A 19,142-nucleotide genomic window follows, 5' to 3' on the forward strand; every position below is an offset into this window, starting at 1 on the left:
GATCAGCGCCATGGACCTGCTGAACACGCTGGTGGACAAGGGGCTTCGGCGCGAACTGCCGACCCGTGAAGAGGCGCTGGCCGTTCTGGCCACCTCCGACGACGATCTCCTGGACGTAGTGGCTGCCGCCGGGAAGGTACGGCGGCAGTGGTTCGGGCGACGGGTGAAACTCAACTATCTGGTCAACCTCAAGTCGGGCCTGTGCCCGGAGGACTGCTCGTACTGTTCCCAGCGACTCGGCTCCAAGGCCGAGATCCTGAAGTACACCTGGCTCAAGCCCGACGAGGCCTCGCAGGCCGCCGCGGCCGGCATCGCCGGCGGCGCCAAGCGGGTCTGCCTCGTGGCGAGCGGCCGCGGCCCCACGGACCGTGACGTCGACCGCGTCGCACAGACGATCGAGGCGGTCAAGGAGCAGAACGAGGGCGTCGAGGTGTGCGCCTGCCTCGGCCTGCTCTCGGACGGTCAGGCGGAGCGCCTGAAGGGCGCGGGAGCGGACGCGTACAACCACAACCTCAATACGTCCGAGGCGACGTACGGGGACATCACCAAGACGCATACGTACGCCGACCGCGTCGACACCGTCCAGAAGGCGCACGCGGCGGGCCTTTCCGCCTGTTCCGGGCTGATCGCCGGCATGGGCGAGAGCGACGAGGACCTGGTCGACGTCGTGTACGCGCTGCGCGAGCTGGACGCCGACTCGGTGCCGGTGAACTTCCTGATCCCCTTCGAGGGGACGCCGCTGGCCAAGGAGTGGAACCTCACGCCGCAGCGCTGCCTGCGGATCCTCGCGATGGCCCGGTTCGTCTGCCCGGACGTCGAGGTGCGCATCGCGGGCGGCCGCGAGGTCCATCTGCGCTCGCTCCAGCCGCTCGCCCTGAACATCGCCAACTCGATCTTCCTCGGCGACTACCTGACCAGCGAGGGCCAGGCAGGCAAGGCCGACCTGGACATGATCGCGGACGCAGGTTTCGAGGTCGAGGGCGCGGACCAGGTGACGCTGCCGAAGCACCGCGTCGACGCCGCCGCGGCCGCGGCGGGCTGCGGCTCGCACGACGCGGAGGCCGCCGGCTGCGGCTCGCACGGCGGGGGCGGCTGTGGCCCCTGCGGGAGCGACCAGCCGGCGGACCGGGCCCCCGCCGAGCCGAACGAGGCACGCACGGACCTGGTGGCGGTACGCCGCCGGGGCGCGGGAACGGACCTGGCCCCCAATGCCTGATCTGTCCACGGCCGACCTGCTCGCCCTCGACCGGCAGCACGTCTGGCACCCCTACGGGCCGATGCCGGGCCGCCAGGAACCCCTGGTCGTGGAGTCCGCGAGCGGCGTCCGCATGCGCCTGGCGGACGGGACCGAGCTGATCGACGGCATGTCGTCCTGGTGGTCGGCGATCCACGGCTACAACCACCCCGTCCTCAACGACGCGGTGCGCGGCCAGCTGGACCGCATGAGCCACGTCATGTTCGGCGGGCTCACGCACGAACCCGCCGTCCGGCTCTCCAAGCGCCTGGTCGACCTGACGCCCGAGGGCCTGGAGCACGTGTTCCTCTGCGACTCCGGCTCCGTCTCGGTCGAGGTCGCACTCAAGATGTGCCTGCAGTACTGGCGTTCGCTCGGCCGTCCGGAGAAGCAGCGCGTGCTGACCTGGCGCGGCGGCTACCACGGCGACACCTGGCAGCCGATGGCGGTCTGCGACCCGCAGGGCGGCATGCACCAGCTCTGGCAGGGCGTGCTGCCCCGCCAGGTGTTCGCCGACGCGCCGCCGGCCGCGTACGAGGAGGCGTACGCGGCGCATCTGCACGACATCATCGGGCGCCACGCGCAGGAGCTGGCGGCCGTGATCGTCGAGCCGGTGGTGCAGGGCGCGGGCGGCATGCGCTTCCACTCCCCCGCGTATCTGCGGGTGCTCCGAGAGGCGTGCGACGCCCATGACGTGCTGCTCGTCCTCGACGAGATCGCGACGGGCTTCGGCCGCACGGGCGCGCTGTTCGCGGCGGACCATGCGGGGATCACACCGGACGTGATGTGCCTGGGCAAGTCGCTGACCGGCGGCTATCTGACGATGGCGGCGACACTGTGCACGCCGCGCGTCGCGGACGGGATCTCGCAAGGCGAGGTGCCGGTCCTGGCCCACGGGCCGACGTTCATGGGCAATCCGCTGGCGGCCGCGGTCGCGAGCGCCTCGATCGACCTGCTGCTCGGGCAGGACTGGCAGACCGAGGTCAAGCGCATCGAGGCGGGGCTGCGGGACGGCCTCGCCGAGGTCGCCGACCACGGCTCGGTCCGGGACGTGCGCGTCCTCGGGGCGATCGGGGTCGTGCAGCTCGACCACCCGGTGGACATGGCGGCGGCCACCCGCGCGGCGGTGCGGGAGGGAGTGTGGGTCCGGCCGTTCCGCGACCTGATCTACACGATGCCGCCGTTCATCACGGGCGACGACGACGTCGCGCGGATCACGCGCGCGGTGTGCGCCGCGGCGAAGGAGGGCTGACATGCCGGTGATCGTGGTGTCCGGTACGGGCACGGAGATCGGCAAGACGGTGACGACGGCCGCGGTGGCCGCCGTCGCGCTCGCCGCGGGGCGGAGCGTCGCGGTGCTCAAGCCCGCGCAGACCGGGGTCGCCCCCGGCGAGCCGGGCGATGCGCAGGAGGTGGCCCGGCTGGCGGGCGAGGGCGTCACCACGCGTGAACTCGCGCGGTACCCGGAGCCGTTGGCCCCCGACACCGCCGCGCGCCGGGCCGGACTGGCACAGGTCGGCCCGCAGGACGTGGCCGACGCGGCGCGGAAGCTGGCGACGGAGCACGACCTGGTGCTGGTCGAGGGCGCGGGCGGCCTGCTCGTCCGTCTCGACGACGCGGGCGGCACGCTGGCGGACGCGGCGCGGCTGCTCGACGCGCCCGTCCTGGTGGTCACGACGGCGGGCCTCGGCACGCTCAACGCGACGACGCTGACCAGGGAGGCGCTGGAGGCGCGCGGCGTGGCCCAGCTGGGCGTCGTCGTCGGCAGCTGGCCCACCGCTCCGGACCTGGCCGCCCGCTGCAACCTCACGGATCTGCCCAAGGACGCGGGCGGGGGCCTGCTGGGCGCGATCCCGCAGGGGGCGGGCGCCCTGCCGGTCGCCGACTTCCGTGCGGCGGCGGGGAGTTGGCTGGGGCCCGAGCTGGGCGGCACCTGGGACGCGACGGCCTTCGCGGAGCGGGAGGCGCCCGGGGCCCTGGGCGCCTGAGCCGGTGCCGTCGGTCCGCCCGAGCGGCGGACCGACGGCACGACTCGCCCGCGTCAGCAGGAGGGGAACGGCCGCCGCCGGGGCACCATTGCGGTATCAGCCCGCTCCGCCGAGGAGGGTTCATGTCACCGCGCTCCGCCAGGCCGGCGCACAGGGACGCCGTGCACCACCCCGTCTTCGCCCGCTTCTACGCACGCCACAGCACGGCCGCCGAGCCCGTGATCGCCCCTCACCGCAAGGAGCTGCTCGCCGGGCTCACGGGCCGGGTGATCGAGATCGGCGCGGGCAACGGCCTGAACTTCCCGCACTATCCGCGCGAGGTCGCCGAGGTCGTGGCGATCGAACCGGAGCGCCTGCTGCGGCAGTTGGCCGCGTCGGCTGCGCTGCGCGCCGAGGTGCCCGTCGACGTGGTGCCGGGCGCCGCCGAGGCGCTGCCTGTCAAGAGCGAGGCGTTCGACGCGGCCGTCGCCTCGCTCGTCCTGTGCAGCGTGCGCGATGTGCCGCGCGCGCTCGGCGAGCTGCGGCGGGTGCTGCGGCCCGGGGGCGAGCTGCGGTTCTTCGAGCACGGGCGGGCGCCGGGCACCCTGATGGCGGCGACCCAGCGCGCCCTGGACCGCACGGTGTGGCCGCCCCTGTTCGGCGGCTGTCATGTGGCACGTGACCCGCTGGGCGCGCTGCGCGGGGCCGGGTTCGAACTCGGCGCGTTCCGGCGGGTCCTGGTGCCCGCGAAGGGGCCGCGGCTGCCCTCCTCGTACTGCGTGATCGGCACGGCACGGCGTCCGGACGCCGACTGACGGACGGGGCTCAGAGCTTCTGGGTGAGGTTGACCGCGTTGCCGTCCGGGTCCTTGATGTGGGCGACGCGCTCGCCCCACGGCATGTCGTTCGGCTGTCCGAGGACGGTTCCGTGCAGGGGCTCGACGCGGCTGAGCAGGTCGTCCACGTTCTCCACCCGCACGCTCAGGAGCATCCGCTGCGGTGTGCCGGTCTCGGCCTCGGCGTCGGCGACGATGCCGAGGTCCGCGCCGCCGATCCGCAGCAGGGTGAAGAAGACCGCGCCGTCCTTCGGATAGCGCTCGGTCACCTCGGCGCCGAGCAGATCGCGGTAGAAGGACAGCAGGCGCGCCACGTCGGGGGTGACGAGCATCGGCTGGATGGTGGATGTCATGGGCGGTCTCCTCCGGCGGACGAGGTGGCGCGGGCCGTCGGGCCCGCGGCTGGTCGTCCGTTACGACTCGGCCGGGGGCCGCAACTCATCGCTCGGTCAGGAAAGGCCCCGGTGTCACGGCGGTCCGCGGTCCGCCGCCGCGGCCGTCACAGACTCCACAACCGCAGCTGGTCCGCGATGGCGTGCACGTTCGCGCCGTCCTCCTTGACCAGGCGTGCGAGGTCGCGCACCTGCTCGGGCGAGGTGACGACCTTCAGGCCGCTGGAGACGAGGTAGGCGTAGGCGACGGAGGAGGCGAAGAGCGCGTTCGAGCGCTCCAGCGCGGGGATGTGGAGCAGGACCTGGAGGAGCGCCGCCGCCCGGTCGTGCGGGGTCTCGTAGACGGGTACGCCGAATATCTCCGCCTCGTGCCTGCTGACGGCGGCGACGAGTGCCCCCCAGTCGGTGACCTGGGGGTCTCCGGGGGTCTTGTGTTCGGCGATCATGAGGAGCCAGGCAAGATCGATTCTGAGGTTCAACGCTCAGCGACGGCCTTCTCGCTCGCCGCCGAACTCCTCGGCGAAGATCGTCTCGTACTGCTTCATGAAGTCGGCCGCCGCCTCCACGAACGTATGCCCCACTTCTCCCGCGTCCTGTCTGACGAGCTCTTCGATATAGCGGTTCACGCTCATGCCTCGGGCCAGGGCGCGCTCCCGCGCGGCCCGGGCGGTGTCCTCGTCCACCCGCACGTTCAGCTGAGTCTTCGCCATACCGTCAAGCTAGCGCCGAGGCGCTAGCACGACAAGGGCGCCAGGATCCTGCCCCTTACACCGGTCCGAGTCGACCGACCTCGGAGGGATACCGGACCCCCGGCGGGCCCCACTACTCTACGCGGGCATACGGCAGTTGGAACGGCCACGACCCAGGAGGCGGCCTTGTCCACACCTGCTTCGGCACCGCTCGCGGGCTCCTCGCGACCCGCCGGAACCGCCGCGCGCGCCCGCGGCCTCACCAAGGCGTACGGCTCGGGCGAGACGGCCGTGCTCGCCCTCGACTCGGTCGACGTGGACATCGCGCGCGAGCGCTTCACGGCCGTGATGGGTCCGTCCGGCTCGGGGAAGTCGACCCTGATGCACTGCCTGGCCGGGCTCGACGGCGTCTCCGCGGGGCAGGTGTGGCTCGGGGACACCGAGATCACGGGCCTCAAAGAGCGTGAGCTGACCCGGCTGCGACGCGACCGCATCGGCTTCATGTTCCAGTCCTTCAACCTCATCCCCACGCTCGACGCCCTGGAGAACATCACGCTCCCGATGGACATCGCCGGGCGGCGGCCCGACGGCGCCTGGCTGGACCACGTGATCGACACGCTGGGCCTGCGGGACCGCCTCAAGCACCGCCCGGCGCAGCTGTCCGGCGGGCAGCAGCAGCGGGTGGCGTGTGCGCGGGCCCTGGCCGCCAAGCCCGAGCTGATCTTCGCCGACGAGCCCACGGGCAACCTCGACTCACGGGCCGGACTCGAAGTGCTCGGCTTCCTGCGCGACGCGGTCGACCAGCTCGGCCAGACCGTCGTCATGGTGACCCACGACCCCGGCGCGGCCGCCCACGCCGATCTGGTGCTCTTCCTCGGCGACGGGCGGATCGTGGACGAGATGGCGCGCCCGACGGCCGAAGCGGTGCTCGAACGGATGAAGCGCTTCGACGCCATGCACGCGGTGCCGCCCGCGCCGGGGGCGGCACCGCCCGGCGACCACACGTCCGGCCACGGCGCCACCGAGCAGAGCTGACGCGGGGGGGCGCCGTGCTGAAGGCGACGCTCAGGAGCTTTCTCGCGCACAAGGGCCGGCTCGTGCTGTCCGCGCTGGCGGTCATCCTGTCGGTCGCGTTCGTCGCGGGCAGCCTGATCTTCTCGGACACGGTGAACCGCACCTTCGACCGGCTCTTCGCCTCGACCTCCGCCGATGTGACGGTCGCGCCGAAGGAGGACCTCGACGAGGCGGTGCCCTCGGGGCAGACACCGACGGTGCCCGCGAGCCTCAGGGCGCGCGTGGCGAAGGTGAAGGGGGTCGCCGACGCGCACCTCGACGTGTCCGTCGACAACGCCGTCGTCGTCGACAGCGACAACGAATCGGTGGGGCCCACGACCGGCGCGCCCACCGTCGCCACGAACTGGTACCTCACGGACCGCAGCCCCGTGGAACTCACCTCGGGCCACGCCCCGCGCCGCGCGGGGCAGGCGGTCCTCGACGCGGACACCGCCGACAAGAAGGACGTGGAGATCGGCGACACGCTGACCATCCAGGCGCGCCCCGGCTCGTTCGAGGTCGAGGTCGTCGGCATCGCCACGTTCACCACCACCAACCCCGGCGCCGCCCTCGTCTACCTGGACACGACGGCCGCCCAGCGCGGTCTCCTCGGCTCGACGAAAGAGGCGACGAGCATCTCCGTGACCGCCGCCGACGGCGTCGGCGACACGGTGCTCAAGCAGCGGATCGCGGCCTCGCTGGGCTCCGGCTACAAGCTGGAGACCGCCGACGAGCAGGCGAAGTCGGCGGCCGAGGAATTCGGCGCCTTCCTGGACGTCATCAAGTACGTGATGCTCGGCTTCGCGGGCATCGCCGTCCTCGTGGGCATCTTCCTGATCGTCAACACCTTCTCGATGCTGATCGCGCAGCGCACCCGGGAGCTCGGCCTGCTGCGCGCGCTCGGCGCCGACCGGCGGCAGGTGCGCCGCTCGGTGCTCACCGAGGCACTGCTGCTCGGCCTGGTCGGCTCCACGCTGGGGCTCGCCCTCGGCATCGGTCTGGCCCTCGGCCTGATCGAGCTGATGGGCCTGTTCGGGATGAACCTGAAGTCCACGGAGATGGTGATCGGCTGGGTGACGCCCGTCGCCGCGTACGTCGTCGGCATCGGCGTCACGTTCGTCGCGGCGTACCTCCCGGCGCGCCGGGCCGCCCAGGTCTCGCCGATGGCGGCCCTCGCCGACGCGGAAGTCGCCGGCGTGGGGCGGCCGTTGGCGGTGCGGGCCGTGGCGGGTTCGGTGGTCGCGGTGGCGGGTGCCGCCGCGCTGGTGGGCTGCGCGGCGGCGGATACGACCCCGTCGGCCGCGTCCCTGCTCGGTCTCGGCGTCGTCCTCACCCTGATCGCCACCGTGCTCGCCGGGCCGCTCCTGGTGCGTCCGGTGATCCGGGTGCTCGGCGGCGCGTTCCCCGCCGTCTTCGGCTCGGTCGGCCGGATGAGCCAGCGCAACGCCCTGCGCAACCCGCGCCGCACGGGCGCCACCGCCGCGGCGCTCATGGTGGGGCTCGCGCTGGTCGGCGGCCTCTCGGTGGCGAGCGCGTCGATGACCAAGTCGTTCGACCGGCAGATCGACAAGACGCTCGGCGCGGACTTCGTGGTGCAGAACAGCAACTTCATGCCGTTCTCGCCCGAGGTCACCCGGAAGGTCGAGGACACCGAGGGCGCGGGCCTCGTCGTCCGCCAGCGCTTCACCCCGATCGAACTGACGATGCCCGACGGACAGCACGTCAAGTCGACGGCCGCCGGCTACGACCGGCAGCTCGACGACGTCGCCCATGTCGAGTACGCACAGGGCAGTTCACGTGCCGCACTGGCTCCCGGGCACATCGGCATGGACAAGGACTTCGCGGCCGAGCACCGGGTGCGCGCGGGCGACTCGCTGCCCGCGACGTTCCCCGGCGGGCGCACCACGAGGCTGACCGTCGGCGCGCTCACCGACCAGGACTCCCCCGAGGGCTTCGGCGTCGAGGGCGGGCTCTTCCTGGGCTTCCGCACGGTCGAGAAGTACGTGCCGGGCGGTCAGGACTCCGCGCTGTACGTCAACGCGGCCTCGGGTACGGACGCGGACACGCTGCGCGCGAACCTGGACAGGACTCTCGATCCCTATCCGCAGGTGCAGGTGCGCGACCAGGCCGACTACAAGGAGCTGATCCGGCAGCAGATCGCCGTGATGCTCTACCTCGTCTACGCGCTGCTGGGCCTCGCGATCGTCATCGCGGTGCTCGGCGTGGTGAACACCCTCGCCCTGTCGGTGGTGGAGCGCACCCGGGAGATCGGGCTGCTGCGCGCCATCGGGCTCGGCCGGCGCCAGCTGCGGCGCATGATCCGCCTGGAGTCGGTGGTGATCGCGGTGTTCGGCGCGGTGCTCGGTCTCGTGCTCGGCCTGATCTGGGGCGTCGCCGTGCAGCAGGTCCTCGCCCTGCAGGGCATGAAGGAGCTGGCGTTCCCGTGGACGACCATCGTCGCGGTGGTGATCGGCTCGGTGCTCGTGGGCCTCGCGGCGGCGCTCCTTCCGGCGCTGCGGGCGTCCCGCATGAACGTCCTGGCGGCGATCGCCCACGAATGAGGGGCCGGTCGGGACGGTCTCGCGTACACAACCGTCACGCCCGGCCGGACCGCGTCCACCCCACACGAGGAGAGTTCATGGCCCGCCCCTTCCGATTCGGCGTCACCATGATGACCCCCACGACCGGCGACGAGTGGCGGGCGAAGTGCCGCAAGGCCGAGGACCTCGGCTACGACGTCATCCTGGTCGCCGACCACCTCGGCATGCCCGCGCCGTTCCCCTCCGTCGTCGCCGCGGCCGAGGCCACCGAGCGCCCCCGGGTCGGCACCTTCGTCCTGAACGCCGCCTTCTGGAACCCCACCCTGCTCGCGCGCGAGGTGGCCACCACGGACGCGCTCACGGGCGGCCGCCTCGAACTGGGCCTCGGCACCGGCTACGTCAGGGCCGAGCACGACCGGGCCGGTCTGCCCTGGGGCTCGCCGGGCGACCGCGTGGCCCACCTGCGGCGCACGGTCGAGGAGCTGGACAGGCTGCTCGGCTCCGAGGAGCACACGCCCCGGCCCGTGCAGCGCCCGCGCCCGCCGCTGCTGATCGGCGGCACCGGCGACCGCATGCTGGGGCTGACGGCCGAGCACGCCGACATCGCGGCCTTCACCGGCACGCGGACGAGCCCCGAGGACGGAAGCGGCACGCTGTCCGTCCAGTCGACCGAGGACCTGGCCGAGCGTGTCGACACCTACCGCCGCTTCGCCGCGTCCCGGGCCGCACCGGCGGAGCTGAACTTCCTGCTCCAGCGGGTCGAGGCGACCAGGGACCGGCGGGCCGCCGTCCGCCCCTTCCTCTCCCTGGTCCCCCACCTCACCGAGGACCAGGCACTCGACCTGCCCGTCCTGCTGCTCGGCACGGTCCGGCAGATGGCGGAGCAACTGCGCGCCCTGCGCGAGCGGTTCGGCTTCTCCTACATCAGCGTTCTGGAATCGTCCATGGAGGCGTTCGGACCGGTCGTCGAGGAGCTGAGCGGCAGCTGAGGGAGACCGCCTCCCTCCTGAGGAGGGCCGCCTCACCCGGAGAGCAAGGCCTCCCCCCCCCGGCCTCGTCCCGCGTCCGCATCCTGAAATCCCCGCACGCCGTGCTCCGCCCCGGTGGTGGGATGACCGCATGGACGATCTACGGATACGGGCCGCGACGCCCGAGGACCTGGACGCGGTGCTCGCCTTCTGGAAGGTGGCCGCCGAGGGCACGAGCATCAGCGACGACCGCTCCGGCGTGGAGCGGCTCCTCGCCCGCGACCCCGAGGCGCTGATCCTCGCCGAGCGCGCGGGCGGGCTCGCGGGCACGGTCGTCGCCGGCTTCGACGGCTGGCGCTGCCACCTCTACCGTCTCGCCGTCCATCCGGACCACCGCCGCCGGGGCGTGGGCTCCGCGCTGCTCGCCGCCGCGGAGGAGCGGTTCGTGCGGCTCGGCGGGCGCCGCGGCGACGCGATGGTCCTGGACCGCAACGACCTCGCCCACCACACCTGGCGCGCGGCGGGATACGCTCCCGAACCGCAGTGGAGCCGCTGGGTCAAGCCTCTGGAGACCTGACACCAGTTCGAACGGCTTTGCTGGTCCTTTAACATGGACACACCAGTCGTATCCCACGGAAAGGTGTGAGCGTCCGCCCATGGGCGAGCCTCCCAGTACCCGACATCGCGCATTCCTCCCCGCCCTGCCCGATCATGGGACGGAGGTGACCCGATGACCGAAGTGCTTCTGCTCCTCGTGGCGGTGCTGCTCTCCCTGACCTGCGGCGTCTTCGTCGCGGCGGAGTTCTCGCTCACGACGGTCGAGCGCAGCGAACTCGAAAGGGCCGTCGAACGCGGCGAGCGCGGGGCCGCCGGCGCCCTCAAGGCGGTCAAGAACCTCACCTTCCAGCTCTCCGGCGCCCAGCTCGGCATCACCGTCACCAACCTGGTGGTCGGCATGCTCTCCGAGCCGTCCATCGCCAAGCTGATCGCGGGCCCGCTGGGCGACCTCGGTGTGCCGCGCTCGGCGGCATCCTCGATCGCCCTGGTCATCGGCACCGCCCTGTCGACGGTCTTCCTCATGGTCGTCGGCGAGCTGGTCCCCAAGAACTGGGCGATCTCCTCGCCGCTCGCCGTCGCCAAGCGGGTGGCGACGGCGCAGCGCCTGTTCAGCGCCGCGTTCCGCCCGTTCATCGCGCATCTCAACAACACCGCGAACCGTTCCGTACGACGTTTCGGCATGGAGCCCGCCGAGGAGCTGGCCTCCGCGCGCGGCCCCAAGGAGCTGGTGGCCCTGGCCCGCCACTCCGCCAAGGAGGGCGCTCTCGAGGCGGACACCGCCGAGCTGTTCGTGCGCACGCTGAACCTCGCCGACCTGACCGCGGAGAACGTGATGACGCCGCGCGTCCAGGTCATGGCCCTCGACGTGCACGCCACCTGCGAGGACGTCGCGAACGCCACCCGCGCGACCGGCCTGTCCCGCTTCCCCGTCTACCGCGGCAACCTCGACACGGTCGTCGGGGTCGCCCACATCAAGGACGTGCTCGCGGTGCCCGCCGACCGCAGGCCGCGCGTCTCCGTCGCCGAGCTGATGCGCGAGCCGCTCCTCGTACCGGAGACGCTGACCGTCGACCGGCTCCTGGACCGGCTCTCCGGCAAGCGCACGATGGCCGTCGTCATCGACGAGTACGGCGGCACCGCCGGTGTCGCGACCCTGGAGGACATCGTCGAGGAGGTCGTCGGCGAGGTGCGGGACGAGCACGACCCGCACGAGACGCCCGACATCGCCGCCGCGGGCACCGACGACGACGGCAGGACGCTCTACTCCGCCGACGGCGCGGCGCGCACCGACCAGCTCGCGCGGGTGGGCCTGCGGGCGCCCGACGGACCCTACGAGACGCTCGCCGGACTCGTCGCCACGGAGCTCGGCCGCATCCCGGCCGTCGGCGACACGGTCGAGGTGGCCGGCTGGCGGCTCGACGTCGTCGACGCGGCGGGGCGGCGCGCCGCCCGTGTGCTGCTGCACGCCCCGCAGGCCGCCGACGCCCACGAGGAGGACGCCCGATGATCGCCGTCCAGTTGCTGATCGGCCTGGCGACGCTCGTCGTCAACGCCTTCTTCGTGGGTGCCGAGTTCGCACTCATCTCCGTGCGCCGCAGCCAGATCGAGCCGTACGCGGAGGAGGGCGACCGGCGGGCCAAGAGCGTGCTGTGGGGGCTGCAGCACGTGTCGGCGCTGCTCGCCGCCGCGCAGCTCGGCATCACGCTGTGCACCCTCGTCCTCGGCATCGTCGCGGAGCCGGCCATCGCGCATCTGCTGGAGCCGGCGTTCGACGCGGTCGGGGTGCCGCACGGCCTGGTCCACCCGATCTCGTTCGTCATCGCGCTGACGCTGGCGACCTATCTGCACATGCTGCTCGGCGAGATGATCCCGAAGAACATCGCGCTCGCCGAGCCGGTCCGCACGGCGCTGCTGCTCGGGCCGCCGCTGGTGACGCTCGCGCGGGCGCTGCGGCCGGTGATCTTCGCGATCAACGCGTTCGCCAACGGCCTGCTGAAGCTGTTGCGCGTGGAGGCGAAGGACGAGGTGTCGGCGAGCTTCTCCGACGACGAGCTCGCCCGCATGGTCAAGGACTCCTCGGACGCGGGCCTGATCGACGACCGTGCGCAGGAGCGGCTGCACGACGCGCTGGAGCTGGGCCGCCGCCCGGTCAGGGACGTGGTGCTGCCGCTGGAGGACGTGGTCTACGCGCGCGTGGGCGTCACTCCGGAGAAGCTGGAGCAGCTCTCGGCCGAGTCCGGCTTCTCCCGCTTCCCCGTGGTCGACGACGGCCGTCGCATCGTCGGCTACCTGCACGTGAAGGACGCGCTGGACCGGGCGCCGCGCGACCTGCCGTTCCGGGTGCCGGACATGCGCAAGATCGCCCAGGTCCGCGAGACCACGCCGCTGGACGACGTGCTGACCGCCATGCGCGGCAGCCGTACGCACGTGGCGGCGGTGCTCGGCTCGGACGGCAGGCTCGCCGGCATGGTCACGATGGAGGACGTCCTGAGGGAGCTGTTCGGCCAGCCGGTGTGATCCGGCAGGGGCCGGAACGAATCGATCAAGGGCCGGGGCGAACCGTCACAGGACGGGTTCGCCCCGGCCCTTCACCGTGGTCGGGCGCTCGGTGAGGCCGGGGCCCTTCGCCCCGGCCTCCGAGGCGCCGATCGCCGTCAGGACCGCGAGGAGCGCGGCCAGGCCCGCCGTCGCGAGGGCGGCGCCCCACGGGACGTCCATGAGGCTGGTGGCCCCCGCCACCAGGACCGCGGCGAGCGACTGCGCGAAGGTGCGGATCGCACGCTCCGCGGTGGCCTTCCAGAAGGCTGCGGTCCACATGGCGGGCTCGCTCTCTCGTGACGACGACGTGTCTATGACATACCGCCGTCACGCCCCGCTGCCCAGGTCCGCGGCGCCTTGCTCACGGGCGGCTCATACGGCGGCGGCCCGGGCCGCGGCGTCGGCGGTCAGGAGCGCCACCTCGTCCAGGACGGCGGCGGTCCCGGCGATCAGCTCGTCCGTGGCGACGAAGCGGCCGTCCGGGCCGACGCGGTCCTCGATGCCGGGGATCGACAGGGTGGTGGCCGCGGGCCGCAGTCCCACGCGGTCGAGCACCGGCCGGATCATCTCCAGGGCCGGGGCGCCGCCGGTGGGACCCGCGCTGTAGCTGATCAGGCCGACGGGCTTGTCCTGCCACTCCCGGTAGACGGAGTCGATCGCGTTCTTCAGGGGCGCGGTGAAGCCGCCGTTGTACATCGGCATCACGAAGACGAAGCTGTCGGCCGCGTCGACGGTCGCGCTCCAGTCCTTGGTGTGCTGGTGGACGTAGCGACCGTGGGACGGGTATTCGGGTTCGTCGAGGAAGGGCAGGGCGACTTCGCCGAGATCGACAAGCGTGGTGTCGAACTCGGGCCGTGCGGCGGCGAGTTCGGCGACCCAGGCGGCCAGCGGACGGCCGGCGGAGGTGGGGCGGGTGCTGGCGGAGACGACGTGGAGTCGGGGCATCGTGCTGGTCCTTTGCATGAATGCGTGGATACGTGCGTGCGTGGAGGCAGGGGTGTCCGGCCGGTCCGGGGCCGCGTCAGCCCGGACGGCACCGACGCCGGGAGCCGTGACGAAGCGGCGTACCACCACCAGGGCGAGCGGCCCGGTCTTCGCACCGCACAGGACGAGCCCGCCCAGCGGACTCAACGACCCTGCGGGCACCGGCTTCTCCAGATGGTTGACGTGTCACTCATCAAGGTAGGACCCAGGTGGATGACATGTCAACGAAACGTTCGCTACGGTGGTCACGTGACCGAGGAACCCCGCTGGCTGACCGACCGCGAACAGCGCGCATGGCAGGCCTACCGCCGCATGTCCCTGCTGCTCGACGCCGAGGTGTCCCGCGACCTCACGCGCCGCAGCGGACTCTCCGACCCCGACTACGACGTGTTGTCCACCCTGAGCGCCGCCCCCGGCCACCGCCGCCGCGTCAGCGAGCTCGCCGACCGCATGCTGTGGTCCCGCAGCCGCCTCTCCCACCATCTGACGCGCATGCAGCAGCGCGGGCTCGTCGGGCGCGAGGGCTGCGAGCGCGACGGCCGCGGCGCGGTGGTCGCGCTCACCGACGAGGGACTGCGCACCCTGGAGGCGGCGGCCCCGCCGCACGTGGAGTCCGTGCGCGAGAACTTCATCGATCTGCTGTCCCCCGCGCAGATCGAGGCGTTCGCCGAGATCGGCGAGACGGTGGTGGCCCACCTCGCCGCCCGGAACACCTGCGGGCGCTCGTCGCGGCGACCGGGCTGACGGCACAGGCATCCCGCCCGCGCTGACGGCACAGGTATCCCGCCCGCGCATCCCGCCCCGGCGGGATACGATCGCTTCCGCCATGCAGATGAATGCCAACTACACCAGTCTCGTCGCGGTCGGCGACTCCTTCACCGAGGGCATGTCGGACCTGCTGCCCGACGGCAGCTACCGCGGCTGGGCCGACGTGCTCGCCGGCCGGATGGCGGCGCAGACCCCCGGCTTCCGCTACGCGAACCTCGCGGTGCGGGGCAAGCTCATCGGCCAGATCGTCGCCGAGCAGGTCGACGCGGCCGCCGCGATGCGGGCCGACGTGGTCACGCTGGTGGGCGGGCTCAACGACACGCTGCGCCCCAAGTGCGACATGGGCCGGGTGCTCGGGCTGCTCGACGAGGCCGTCGAGCGCCTCGCCCCGTCGTGCAAGCAGCTCGTCCTGATGCGCAGCCCCGGCCGCAACGGCCCGGTGCTCCAGCGGTTCCGCCCGCGCATGGAGGAGCTCTTCGCCCACATCGACGACCTGGCGGCACGGCACGACGCGGTGGTCGTGGACCTCTACGGCGCCGCCTCGCTCGCCGACCAGCGCATGTGGGACGTGGACCGGCTGCACCTGACCGCCGAGGGGCACCGCAGGGTCGCCGAGGCCGTCTGGCAGGCGCTCGGCAACGCACCGCAGGACGACTGGCGCAGCCCGCTGCCGCCCTCGGTGCCGCCGCACTGGGTCGCGCGCCGCGTCGCCGACGCCCGGTTCGCCAAGCAGCACCTCGCTCCCTGGATCGGCCGCCGTCTCACCGGCCGCTCCTCCGGCGACGGCCGCCCGCCCAAGCGCCCCGACCTGCTGCCCTACGACGGGCCGCTGCCCTAGCGCACCGGTCCACCGCCCCGGCTCCGCTCCCCAGGCCGGGCGCCACACCCGCTCTCGTAGCTTCCGACGAACGGGGGCGTGGCGCTGGCCTGCATGAATGCCCAGTAGAATCCGTACACGTGACTGCTGCGCCTGCAAAGCCCCGTATCCCCAACGTCCTCGCCGGACGTTATGCCTCCGCCGAGCTCGCGACCCTCTGGTCGCCCGAGCAGAAGGTGAAGCTGGAGCGTCAGCTCTGGCTCGCCGTGCTGCGCGCGCAGAAGGACCTCGGGATCGAGGTTCCGGACGCCGCCATCGCCGACTACGAGCGCGTGCTCGACCAGGTCGACCTGGCCTCGATCGCCGAGCGCGAGAAGGTCACGCGCCACGACGTGAAGGCCCGCATCGAGGAGTTCAACGCCCTCGCCGGGCACGAGCACGTCCACAAGGGCATGACCTCGCGCGACCTGACCGAGAACGTGGAGCAGCTGCAGATCCGGCTCTCCCTCGAGCTGATCCGCTCCCGCACCGTCGCGGTCCTCGCCCGGCTCGGCCGGCTCGCCGGTGAGTACGCCGAGCTGGTCATGGCGGGCCGCTCCCACAACGTCGCCGCGCAGGCGACGACGCTGGGCAAGCGCTTCGCCACCGGCGCCGACGAGCTCCTCGTCGCGTACCGCCGCCTCGACGAGCTGATCGGCCGCTACCCGCTGCGCGGCATCAAGGGCCCGGTCGGGACCGCCCAGGACATGCTGGACCTGCTCGGCGGCGACGCCGCGAAGCTGGCCGACCTGGAGCAGCGCATCGCCTCGCACCTCGGCTTCGAGTCGGCCTTCACCTCGGTCGGCCAGGTCTACCCGCGCTCCCTCGACTACGACGTCGTCACCGCGCTCGTGCAGGTCGCGGCCGCGCCCTCCTCGGTCGCCAAGACGATCCGCCTGATGGCGGGCCACGAGCTGGTCACCGAGGGCTTCAAGCCGGGCCAGGTCGGCTCGTCGGCGATGCCCCACAAGATGAACACCCGCTCCTGCGAGCGCGTCAACGGCCTCACCGTCATCCTGCGCGGCTACGCCTCGATGACCGGCGAGCTGGCGGGCGACCAGTGGAACGAGGGCGACGTCTCCTGCTCGGTCGTGCGCCGGGTCGCCCTGCCCGACGCGTTCTTCGCGCTCGACGGTCTCCTGGAGACGTTCCTGACCGTCCTCGACGAGTTCGGCGCCTTCCCGGCGGTCGTGGCGCGCGAGCTGGACCGCTACCTCCCCTTCCTCGCCACCACCAAGGTCCTGATGGCCTCGGTGCGCGCGGGCGTCGGCCGCGAGGAGGCCCACGAGGCCATCAAGGAGAACGCGGTCGCCTCCGCGCTCGCCATGCGCGAGCAGGGCGCCGAGCGCAACGAACTGCTCGACAAGCTCGCCGCGGACGCCCGCATCCCGCTGGACCGCGCGCAGCTGGACGAGCTGATGGCCGACAAGCTGTCGTTCACCGGCGCCGCGAGCGACCAGGTCGGCGTCGTCGTCGCGCAGATCGAGGCGCTCCTGAAGGAGCACCCCGAGGCCGCGGCGTACACACCGGGCGCGATCCTCTAGCAGGAACCGCCGCGACGGCCCCGGGGCTTCCCGCCCCGGGGCCGTCGCGCGTTCGCCTTCGGGCTACAGCCCGACGTCCCTGCTGCGGAAGTCCTCCAGCGATTCGCGGCGGACCAGCAGCCTGGCGTGCCCGTCGACCACCGCGGCCACGGGCGGACGGCCCACGAGGTTGTAGCCGGAGGCCATGGACAGGTGGTACGCCCCGGCGACCGGTACGCCCAGCAGGTCTCCCGGGCGTACGTCGCCGGGCAGCGGGACGTCCGAGGCCAGGACGTCGCCGGCCTCGCAGTGCCGCCCGACGACCGTCACCGGCGCGGGCTCCGCCGAGGACTGCCGCCCGACCAGCCGGGGGACGTACCGCACGCCGTAGAGGGCCGGACGGGGGTTGTCGCTCATGCCGCCGTCCACGGCCACGAAGGTGCGCTCACCGGTCCGCTTGACGGCGAGGACGCGGTAGAGCGCCACTCCGGCCGGACCCGCGACGGCGCGCCCCGGCTCCACGATGAGGCGCGGCACGGTCAGGCCCGCCGCCGCACAGCTCTCGATCAGCTCGGCCCGCACCTTGCGGGCGAGGGAGCCGATGTCGAGCGCCTCCTCGCCGGGGCGATAGGCGATGCCGTGGCCGCCGCCGAGGTCCAGCTCGGGCAGGGTGACGCCGTGCTGCTCCTTGATCCGCGCCATCAGCCCGACCATGCGCCGCACGGCGCACAGGAACGGCTTCTCCGTGGTGATCTGTGAGCCGAGGTGGCAGTGCAGGCCCACGAGTTCCAGGGACGGCTGGCCCAGGATGCGGGCGATGGCGTGCTGGGCGGAGCCGTCCGTGAGGGACAGCCCGAACTTCTGGTCGTCGGTGCCCGTCCTGATCTTGGCGTGCCCGCCGGCCGCGATGCCGGGCACCACGCGGACCATCACCTTCTGCCGGCTGCCCGCGGGCACGGCCGCGCAGAGCCGGGCGATCTCCGACGCGCTGTCGATCACGATGCGGCCGACCCCGAGCCGGAGGGCGGCCCGCAGGTCGTGCGGGCTCTTGGCGTTGCCGTGCAGCACGATGCGCTCTGCGGGGAAGCCCGTGGTGACGGCGAGCTCCAGTTCGCCGGCCGAGCACACGTCGAGGCCCAGGCCCTCCTCGTCCATCCAGTGCGCCATGGCGCGGCACAGGAAGGCCTTGGCGGCGTACAGGACCTCGGCGTCGGGGAAGGCGCGCAGGTAGGCGCGGCAGCGGGCGCGTACGTCGGCTTCGTCGATGACGTACGCGGGGGTGCCGAAGCGGTCGGCGATCTCGGTGAGCGGCACACCGCCGACGGCGAGGTCACCGTGGGCGATCCGCGCGGTCGACGAGGGCCAGACGGACAGGTCGTCGTCCGCCGGGGCGTCGGCTTCGGCGCGGTGTGCGGGCCGGGGCGGGGTGTCCGTCGCGGCCGAGGCCTGGGACGGGAACGGGGGGACGTGCAGTGTGGCCATGACAGGTTCTCTCTTCGCCTCGACGTCAGCCGATCCACAGGGTCAGGGCGCCCACCAGGGCCGCCGCACCGGTGACCCGCAGCGCGCCCACGGCCCGGGGGTCCCGGTCGCGCAGGGCCTCCGCGTACCGCGCGGCGCGCCGGGCCGGGGGCGGGCCGACGGGGTGGGCGGCGAGCCGTGGGTCGACGGTGACCTCGCGGACGCCGAGCGGCGTGGTGAGGGCCCGCAGCGCCGGTTCGGAGAGCCTGATCCACTCCTGCCGGGAGCCGAGGGCCGCGCTCAGGCGCTGCGGGGTGGTGAAGGCGACGGCGGTGCGGCCGCCGACGGGGGTGCGGAACAGGCGGGCCACGCAGCCCGCGGGTCCCGGCCGGACGGGGACGAACAGGGGTCCGGCCGGGCCCGGTTCACAGGGCTCGGGGTCCTCGCCGCACGGGAGCTCTGCCATGGGGTTCCTCCAAGGGAGACGGAAGGGGAGGCCGCATCCTGCGGCACTCCGTGACGTTATGCCCGGCACGCGGGGTCAACCGACCCTCCATGACGTGACGTTGACGCACCGACGCCCCGCCCTGACGCGATACTGGCGCTTCGTCCGTCCGTCCATCAGGACCGTGTCAAGGCCGCCGGCGCGCTCTTGAGCGGCTGCCCACGGATCTGTTGGATGTCGGGCACGGTGGGCACCCGGTGCGTGCGGCGGCCCGTCCCGCATGCCAGGACCGGCCGGACGGCCGCGCCTCGTTTCACCCGAATGCCTCATT

At 72.8% G+C, this 19,142-nt stretch carries 20 protein-coding genes; 13 read left to right on the forward strand and 7 right to left on the reverse strand.

The window, feature by feature from the left end; all coding sequences use genetic code 11:
* Window positions 1-10 precede the first annotated feature (10 nt).
* The 4 genes from bioB (at window position 11) to AB0L89_RS20765 (ending at window position 4,016) form a co-directional block, all read left to right on the forward strand.
* A complete protein-coding gene (gene bioB, locus AB0L89_RS20750) occupies window positions 11-1,216 on the forward strand; it encodes a biotin synthase BioB (protein WP_365142838.1) in 1,206 nt (401 codons plus the stop codon).
* Window positions 1,209-2,486, forward strand: coding sequence for an adenosylmethionine--8-amino-7-oxononanoate transaminase (locus tag AB0L89_RS20755; protein ID WP_365142840.1), 1,278 nt, complete (start codon window positions 1,209-1,211; stop codon window positions 2,484-2,486). Before bioB ends, AB0L89_RS20755 begins: the two co-directional genes overlap by 8 nt.
* Before the next feature lies 1 nt (window position 2,487).
* Window positions 2,488-3,222 (forward strand): dethiobiotin synthase, encoded by a 735-nt coding sequence (gene bioD, locus AB0L89_RS20760; RefSeq protein WP_365142842.1) that lies wholly within the window; start codon window positions 2,488-2,490, stop codon window positions 3,220-3,222.
* Between the two features lie 122 nt (window positions 3,223-3,344).
* Window positions 3,345-4,016 (forward strand): class I SAM-dependent methyltransferase, encoded by a 672-nt coding sequence (locus tag AB0L89_RS20765; protein ID WP_365142844.1) that lies wholly within the window; start codon window positions 3,345-3,347, stop codon window positions 4,014-4,016.
* Window positions 4,017-4,026: 10 nt separating this feature from the next.
* On the opposite strand, the gene AB0L89_RS20770 is transcribed toward AB0L89_RS20765, so the two are convergent.
* From AB0L89_RS20770 to AB0L89_RS20780, 3 genes are all read right to left on the reverse strand, one after another.
* A complete protein-coding gene (locus AB0L89_RS20770) occupies window positions 4,027-4,389 on the reverse strand; it encodes a VOC family protein (RefSeq protein ID WP_365142846.1) in 363 nt (120 codons plus the stop codon).
* Window positions 4,390-4,535: 146 nt separating this feature from the next.
* Entirely contained in the window at window positions 4,536-4,907 is a 372-nt protein-coding gene (locus tag AB0L89_RS20775; protein WP_365142848.1) for a fic family toxin-antitoxin system, toxin component, read from the reverse strand.
* Between the two features lie 3 nt (window positions 4,908-4,910).
* Window positions 4,911-5,138, reverse strand: coding sequence for an antitoxin (locus AB0L89_RS20780; protein WP_365142850.1), 228 nt, complete (start codon window positions 5,136-5,138; stop codon window positions 4,911-4,913).
* A gap of 165 nt (window positions 5,139-5,303) precedes the next feature.
* On the opposite strand from AB0L89_RS20780, the gene AB0L89_RS20785 reads away from it, so the two are divergent.
* The 6 genes from AB0L89_RS20785 (at window position 5,304) to AB0L89_RS20810 (ending at window position 12,753) form a co-directional block, all read left to right on the forward strand.
* Window positions 5,304-6,152, forward strand: a complete 849-nt coding sequence (locus AB0L89_RS20785; RefSeq protein ID WP_365142852.1) for an ABC transporter ATP-binding protein — start codon at window positions 5,304-5,306, stop codon at window positions 6,150-6,152.
* 14 nt (window positions 6,153-6,166) lie between these two features.
* Window positions 6,167-8,731, forward strand: a complete 2,565-nt coding sequence (locus AB0L89_RS20790) for an FtsX-like permease family protein (RefSeq protein ID WP_365142854.1) — start codon at window positions 6,167-6,169, stop codon at window positions 8,729-8,731.
* Between the two features lie 77 nt (window positions 8,732-8,808).
* Complete coding sequence (locus AB0L89_RS20795) at window positions 8,809-9,699, forward strand: TIGR03621 family F420-dependent LLM class oxidoreductase (protein WP_365142856.1); 891 nt, start codon at window positions 8,809-8,811, stop codon at window positions 9,697-9,699.
* A gap of 130 nt (window positions 9,700-9,829) precedes the next feature.
* Entirely contained in the window at window positions 9,830-10,255 is a 426-nt protein-coding gene (locus tag AB0L89_RS20800) for a GNAT family N-acetyltransferase (RefSeq protein WP_365142858.1), read from the forward strand.
* A gap of 153 nt (window positions 10,256-10,408) precedes the next feature.
* Window positions 10,409-11,743 (forward strand): hemolysin family protein, encoded by a 1,335-nt coding sequence (locus AB0L89_RS20805; RefSeq protein ID WP_365142860.1) that lies wholly within the window; start codon window positions 10,409-10,411, stop codon window positions 11,741-11,743.
* Window positions 11,740-12,753 (forward strand): hemolysin family protein, encoded by a 1,014-nt coding sequence (locus AB0L89_RS20810; RefSeq protein ID WP_365142862.1) that lies wholly within the window; start codon window positions 11,740-11,742, stop codon window positions 12,751-12,753. Before AB0L89_RS20805 ends, AB0L89_RS20810 begins: the two co-directional genes overlap by 4 nt.
* Window positions 12,754-12,798: 45 nt before the next feature.
* Here the strand turns inward: AB0L89_RS20810 and AB0L89_RS20815 are convergent, their stop codons facing one another.
* Both AB0L89_RS20815 and AB0L89_RS20820 read right to left on the reverse strand, forming a co-directional pair.
* A complete protein-coding gene (locus tag AB0L89_RS20815; RefSeq protein WP_365142864.1) occupies window positions 12,799-13,053 on the reverse strand; it encodes a holin in 255 nt (84 codons plus the stop codon).
* A 93-nt stretch (window positions 13,054-13,146) separates the two neighbouring features.
* Window positions 13,147-13,719 carry an NAD(P)H-dependent oxidoreductase gene (locus AB0L89_RS20820; protein ID WP_365142866.1) on the reverse strand — a complete coding sequence of 191 codons (573 nt, stop codon included), beginning with the start codon at window positions 13,717-13,719 and terminating at the stop codon, window positions 13,147-13,149.
* 288 nt (window positions 13,720-14,007) lie between these two features.
* On the opposite strand from AB0L89_RS20820, the gene AB0L89_RS20825 reads away from it, so the two are divergent.
* From AB0L89_RS20825 to purB, 3 genes are all read left to right on the forward strand, one after another.
* Window positions 14,008-14,502, forward strand: a complete 495-nt coding sequence (locus AB0L89_RS20825; RefSeq protein WP_365142868.1) for a MarR family winged helix-turn-helix transcriptional regulator — start codon at window positions 14,008-14,010, stop codon at window positions 14,500-14,502.
* Window positions 14,503-14,584: 82 nt separating this feature from the next.
* Window positions 14,585-15,364: an SGNH/GDSL hydrolase family protein gene (locus AB0L89_RS20830; protein WP_365142870.1), complete on the forward strand. Its 780-nt coding sequence runs from the start codon at window positions 14,585-14,587 to the stop codon at window positions 15,362-15,364.
* A gap of 119 nt (window positions 15,365-15,483) precedes the next feature.
* On the forward strand, window positions 15,484-16,926 hold the full coding sequence (gene purB, locus AB0L89_RS20835) for an adenylosuccinate lyase (protein WP_365142872.1): 1,443 nt from the start codon (window positions 15,484-15,486) through the stop codon (window positions 16,924-16,926).
* A gap of 63 nt (window positions 16,927-16,989) precedes the next feature.
* Here purB and lysA read toward each other — a convergent pair whose 3' ends face one another.
* Window positions 16,990-18,387, reverse strand: a complete 1,398-nt coding sequence (lysA, locus tag AB0L89_RS20840) for a diaminopimelate decarboxylase (protein ID WP_365142873.1) — start codon at window positions 18,385-18,387, stop codon at window positions 16,990-16,992.
* Window positions 18,388-18,412: 25 nt separating this feature from the next.
* The gene (locus AB0L89_RS20845; RefSeq protein ID WP_365142875.1) at window positions 18,413-18,832 is read right to left on the reverse strand and encodes an SAV_915 family protein; all 420 of its coding nucleotides are present in this window, start codon (window positions 18,830-18,832) and stop codon (window positions 18,413-18,415) included.
* Between the last annotated feature and the right edge of the window lie 310 nt (window positions 18,833-19,142).

The sequence above is a fragment of the Streptomyces sp. NPDC052114 genome (genome assembly GCF_040680155.1).
Classification (GTDB): Bacteria; Actinomycetota; Actinomycetes; order Streptomycetales; family Streptomycetaceae; genus Streptomyces.

Excerpts from the sequence above, each read along its gene's own strand:
- bioB (WP_365142838.1), top strand. The coding sequence starts at position 11 with ATGGACCTGCTGAACACGCTGGTGGACAAGGGGCTTCGGCGCGAACTG.
- AB0L89_RS20755 (WP_365142840.1), top strand. The coding sequence starts at position 1,209 with ATGCCTGATCTGTCCACGGCCGACCTGCTCGCCCTCGACCGGCAGCAC.
- bioD (WP_365142842.1), top strand. The coding sequence starts at position 2,488 with ATGCCGGTGATCGTGGTGTCCGGTACGGGCACGGAGATCGGCAAGACG.
- AB0L89_RS20765 (WP_365142844.1), top strand. The coding sequence starts at position 3,345 with ATGTCACCGCGCTCCGCCAGGCCGGCGCACAGGGACGCCGTGCACCAC.
- AB0L89_RS20770 (WP_365142846.1), bottom strand. The coding sequence starts at position 4,389 with ATGACATCCACCATCCAGCCGATGCTCGTCACCCCCGACGTGGCGCGC.
- AB0L89_RS20780 (WP_365142850.1), bottom strand. The coding sequence starts at position 5,138 with ATGGCGAAGACTCAGCTGAACGTGCGGGTGGACGAGGACACCGCCCGG.
- AB0L89_RS20795 (WP_365142856.1), top strand. The coding sequence starts at position 8,809 with ATGGCCCGCCCCTTCCGATTCGGCGTCACCATGATGACCCCCACGACC.
- AB0L89_RS20800 (WP_365142858.1), top strand. The coding sequence starts at position 9,830 with ATGGACGATCTACGGATACGGGCCGCGACGCCCGAGGACCTGGACGCG.
- AB0L89_RS20805 (WP_365142860.1), top strand. The coding sequence starts at position 10,409 with ATGACCGAAGTGCTTCTGCTCCTCGTGGCGGTGCTGCTCTCCCTGACC.
- AB0L89_RS20810 (WP_365142862.1), top strand. The coding sequence starts at position 11,740 with ATGATCGCCGTCCAGTTGCTGATCGGCCTGGCGACGCTCGTCGTCAAC.
- AB0L89_RS20815 (WP_365142864.1), bottom strand. The coding sequence starts at position 13,053 with ATGTGGACCGCAGCCTTCTGGAAGGCCACCGCGGAGCGTGCGATCCGC.
- AB0L89_RS20820 (WP_365142866.1), bottom strand. The coding sequence starts at position 13,719 with ATGCCCCGACTCCACGTCGTCTCCGCCAGCACCCGCCCCACCTCCGCC.
- AB0L89_RS20830 (WP_365142870.1), top strand. The coding sequence starts at position 14,585 with ATGCAGATGAATGCCAACTACACCAGTCTCGTCGCGGTCGGCGACTCC.
- lysA (WP_365142873.1), bottom strand. The coding sequence starts at position 18,387 with ATGGCCACACTGCACGTCCCCCCGTTCCCGTCCCAGGCCTCGGCCGCG.
- AB0L89_RS20845 (WP_365142875.1), bottom strand. The coding sequence starts at position 18,832 with ATGGCAGAGCTCCCGTGCGGCGAGGACCCCGAGCCCTGTGAACCGGGC.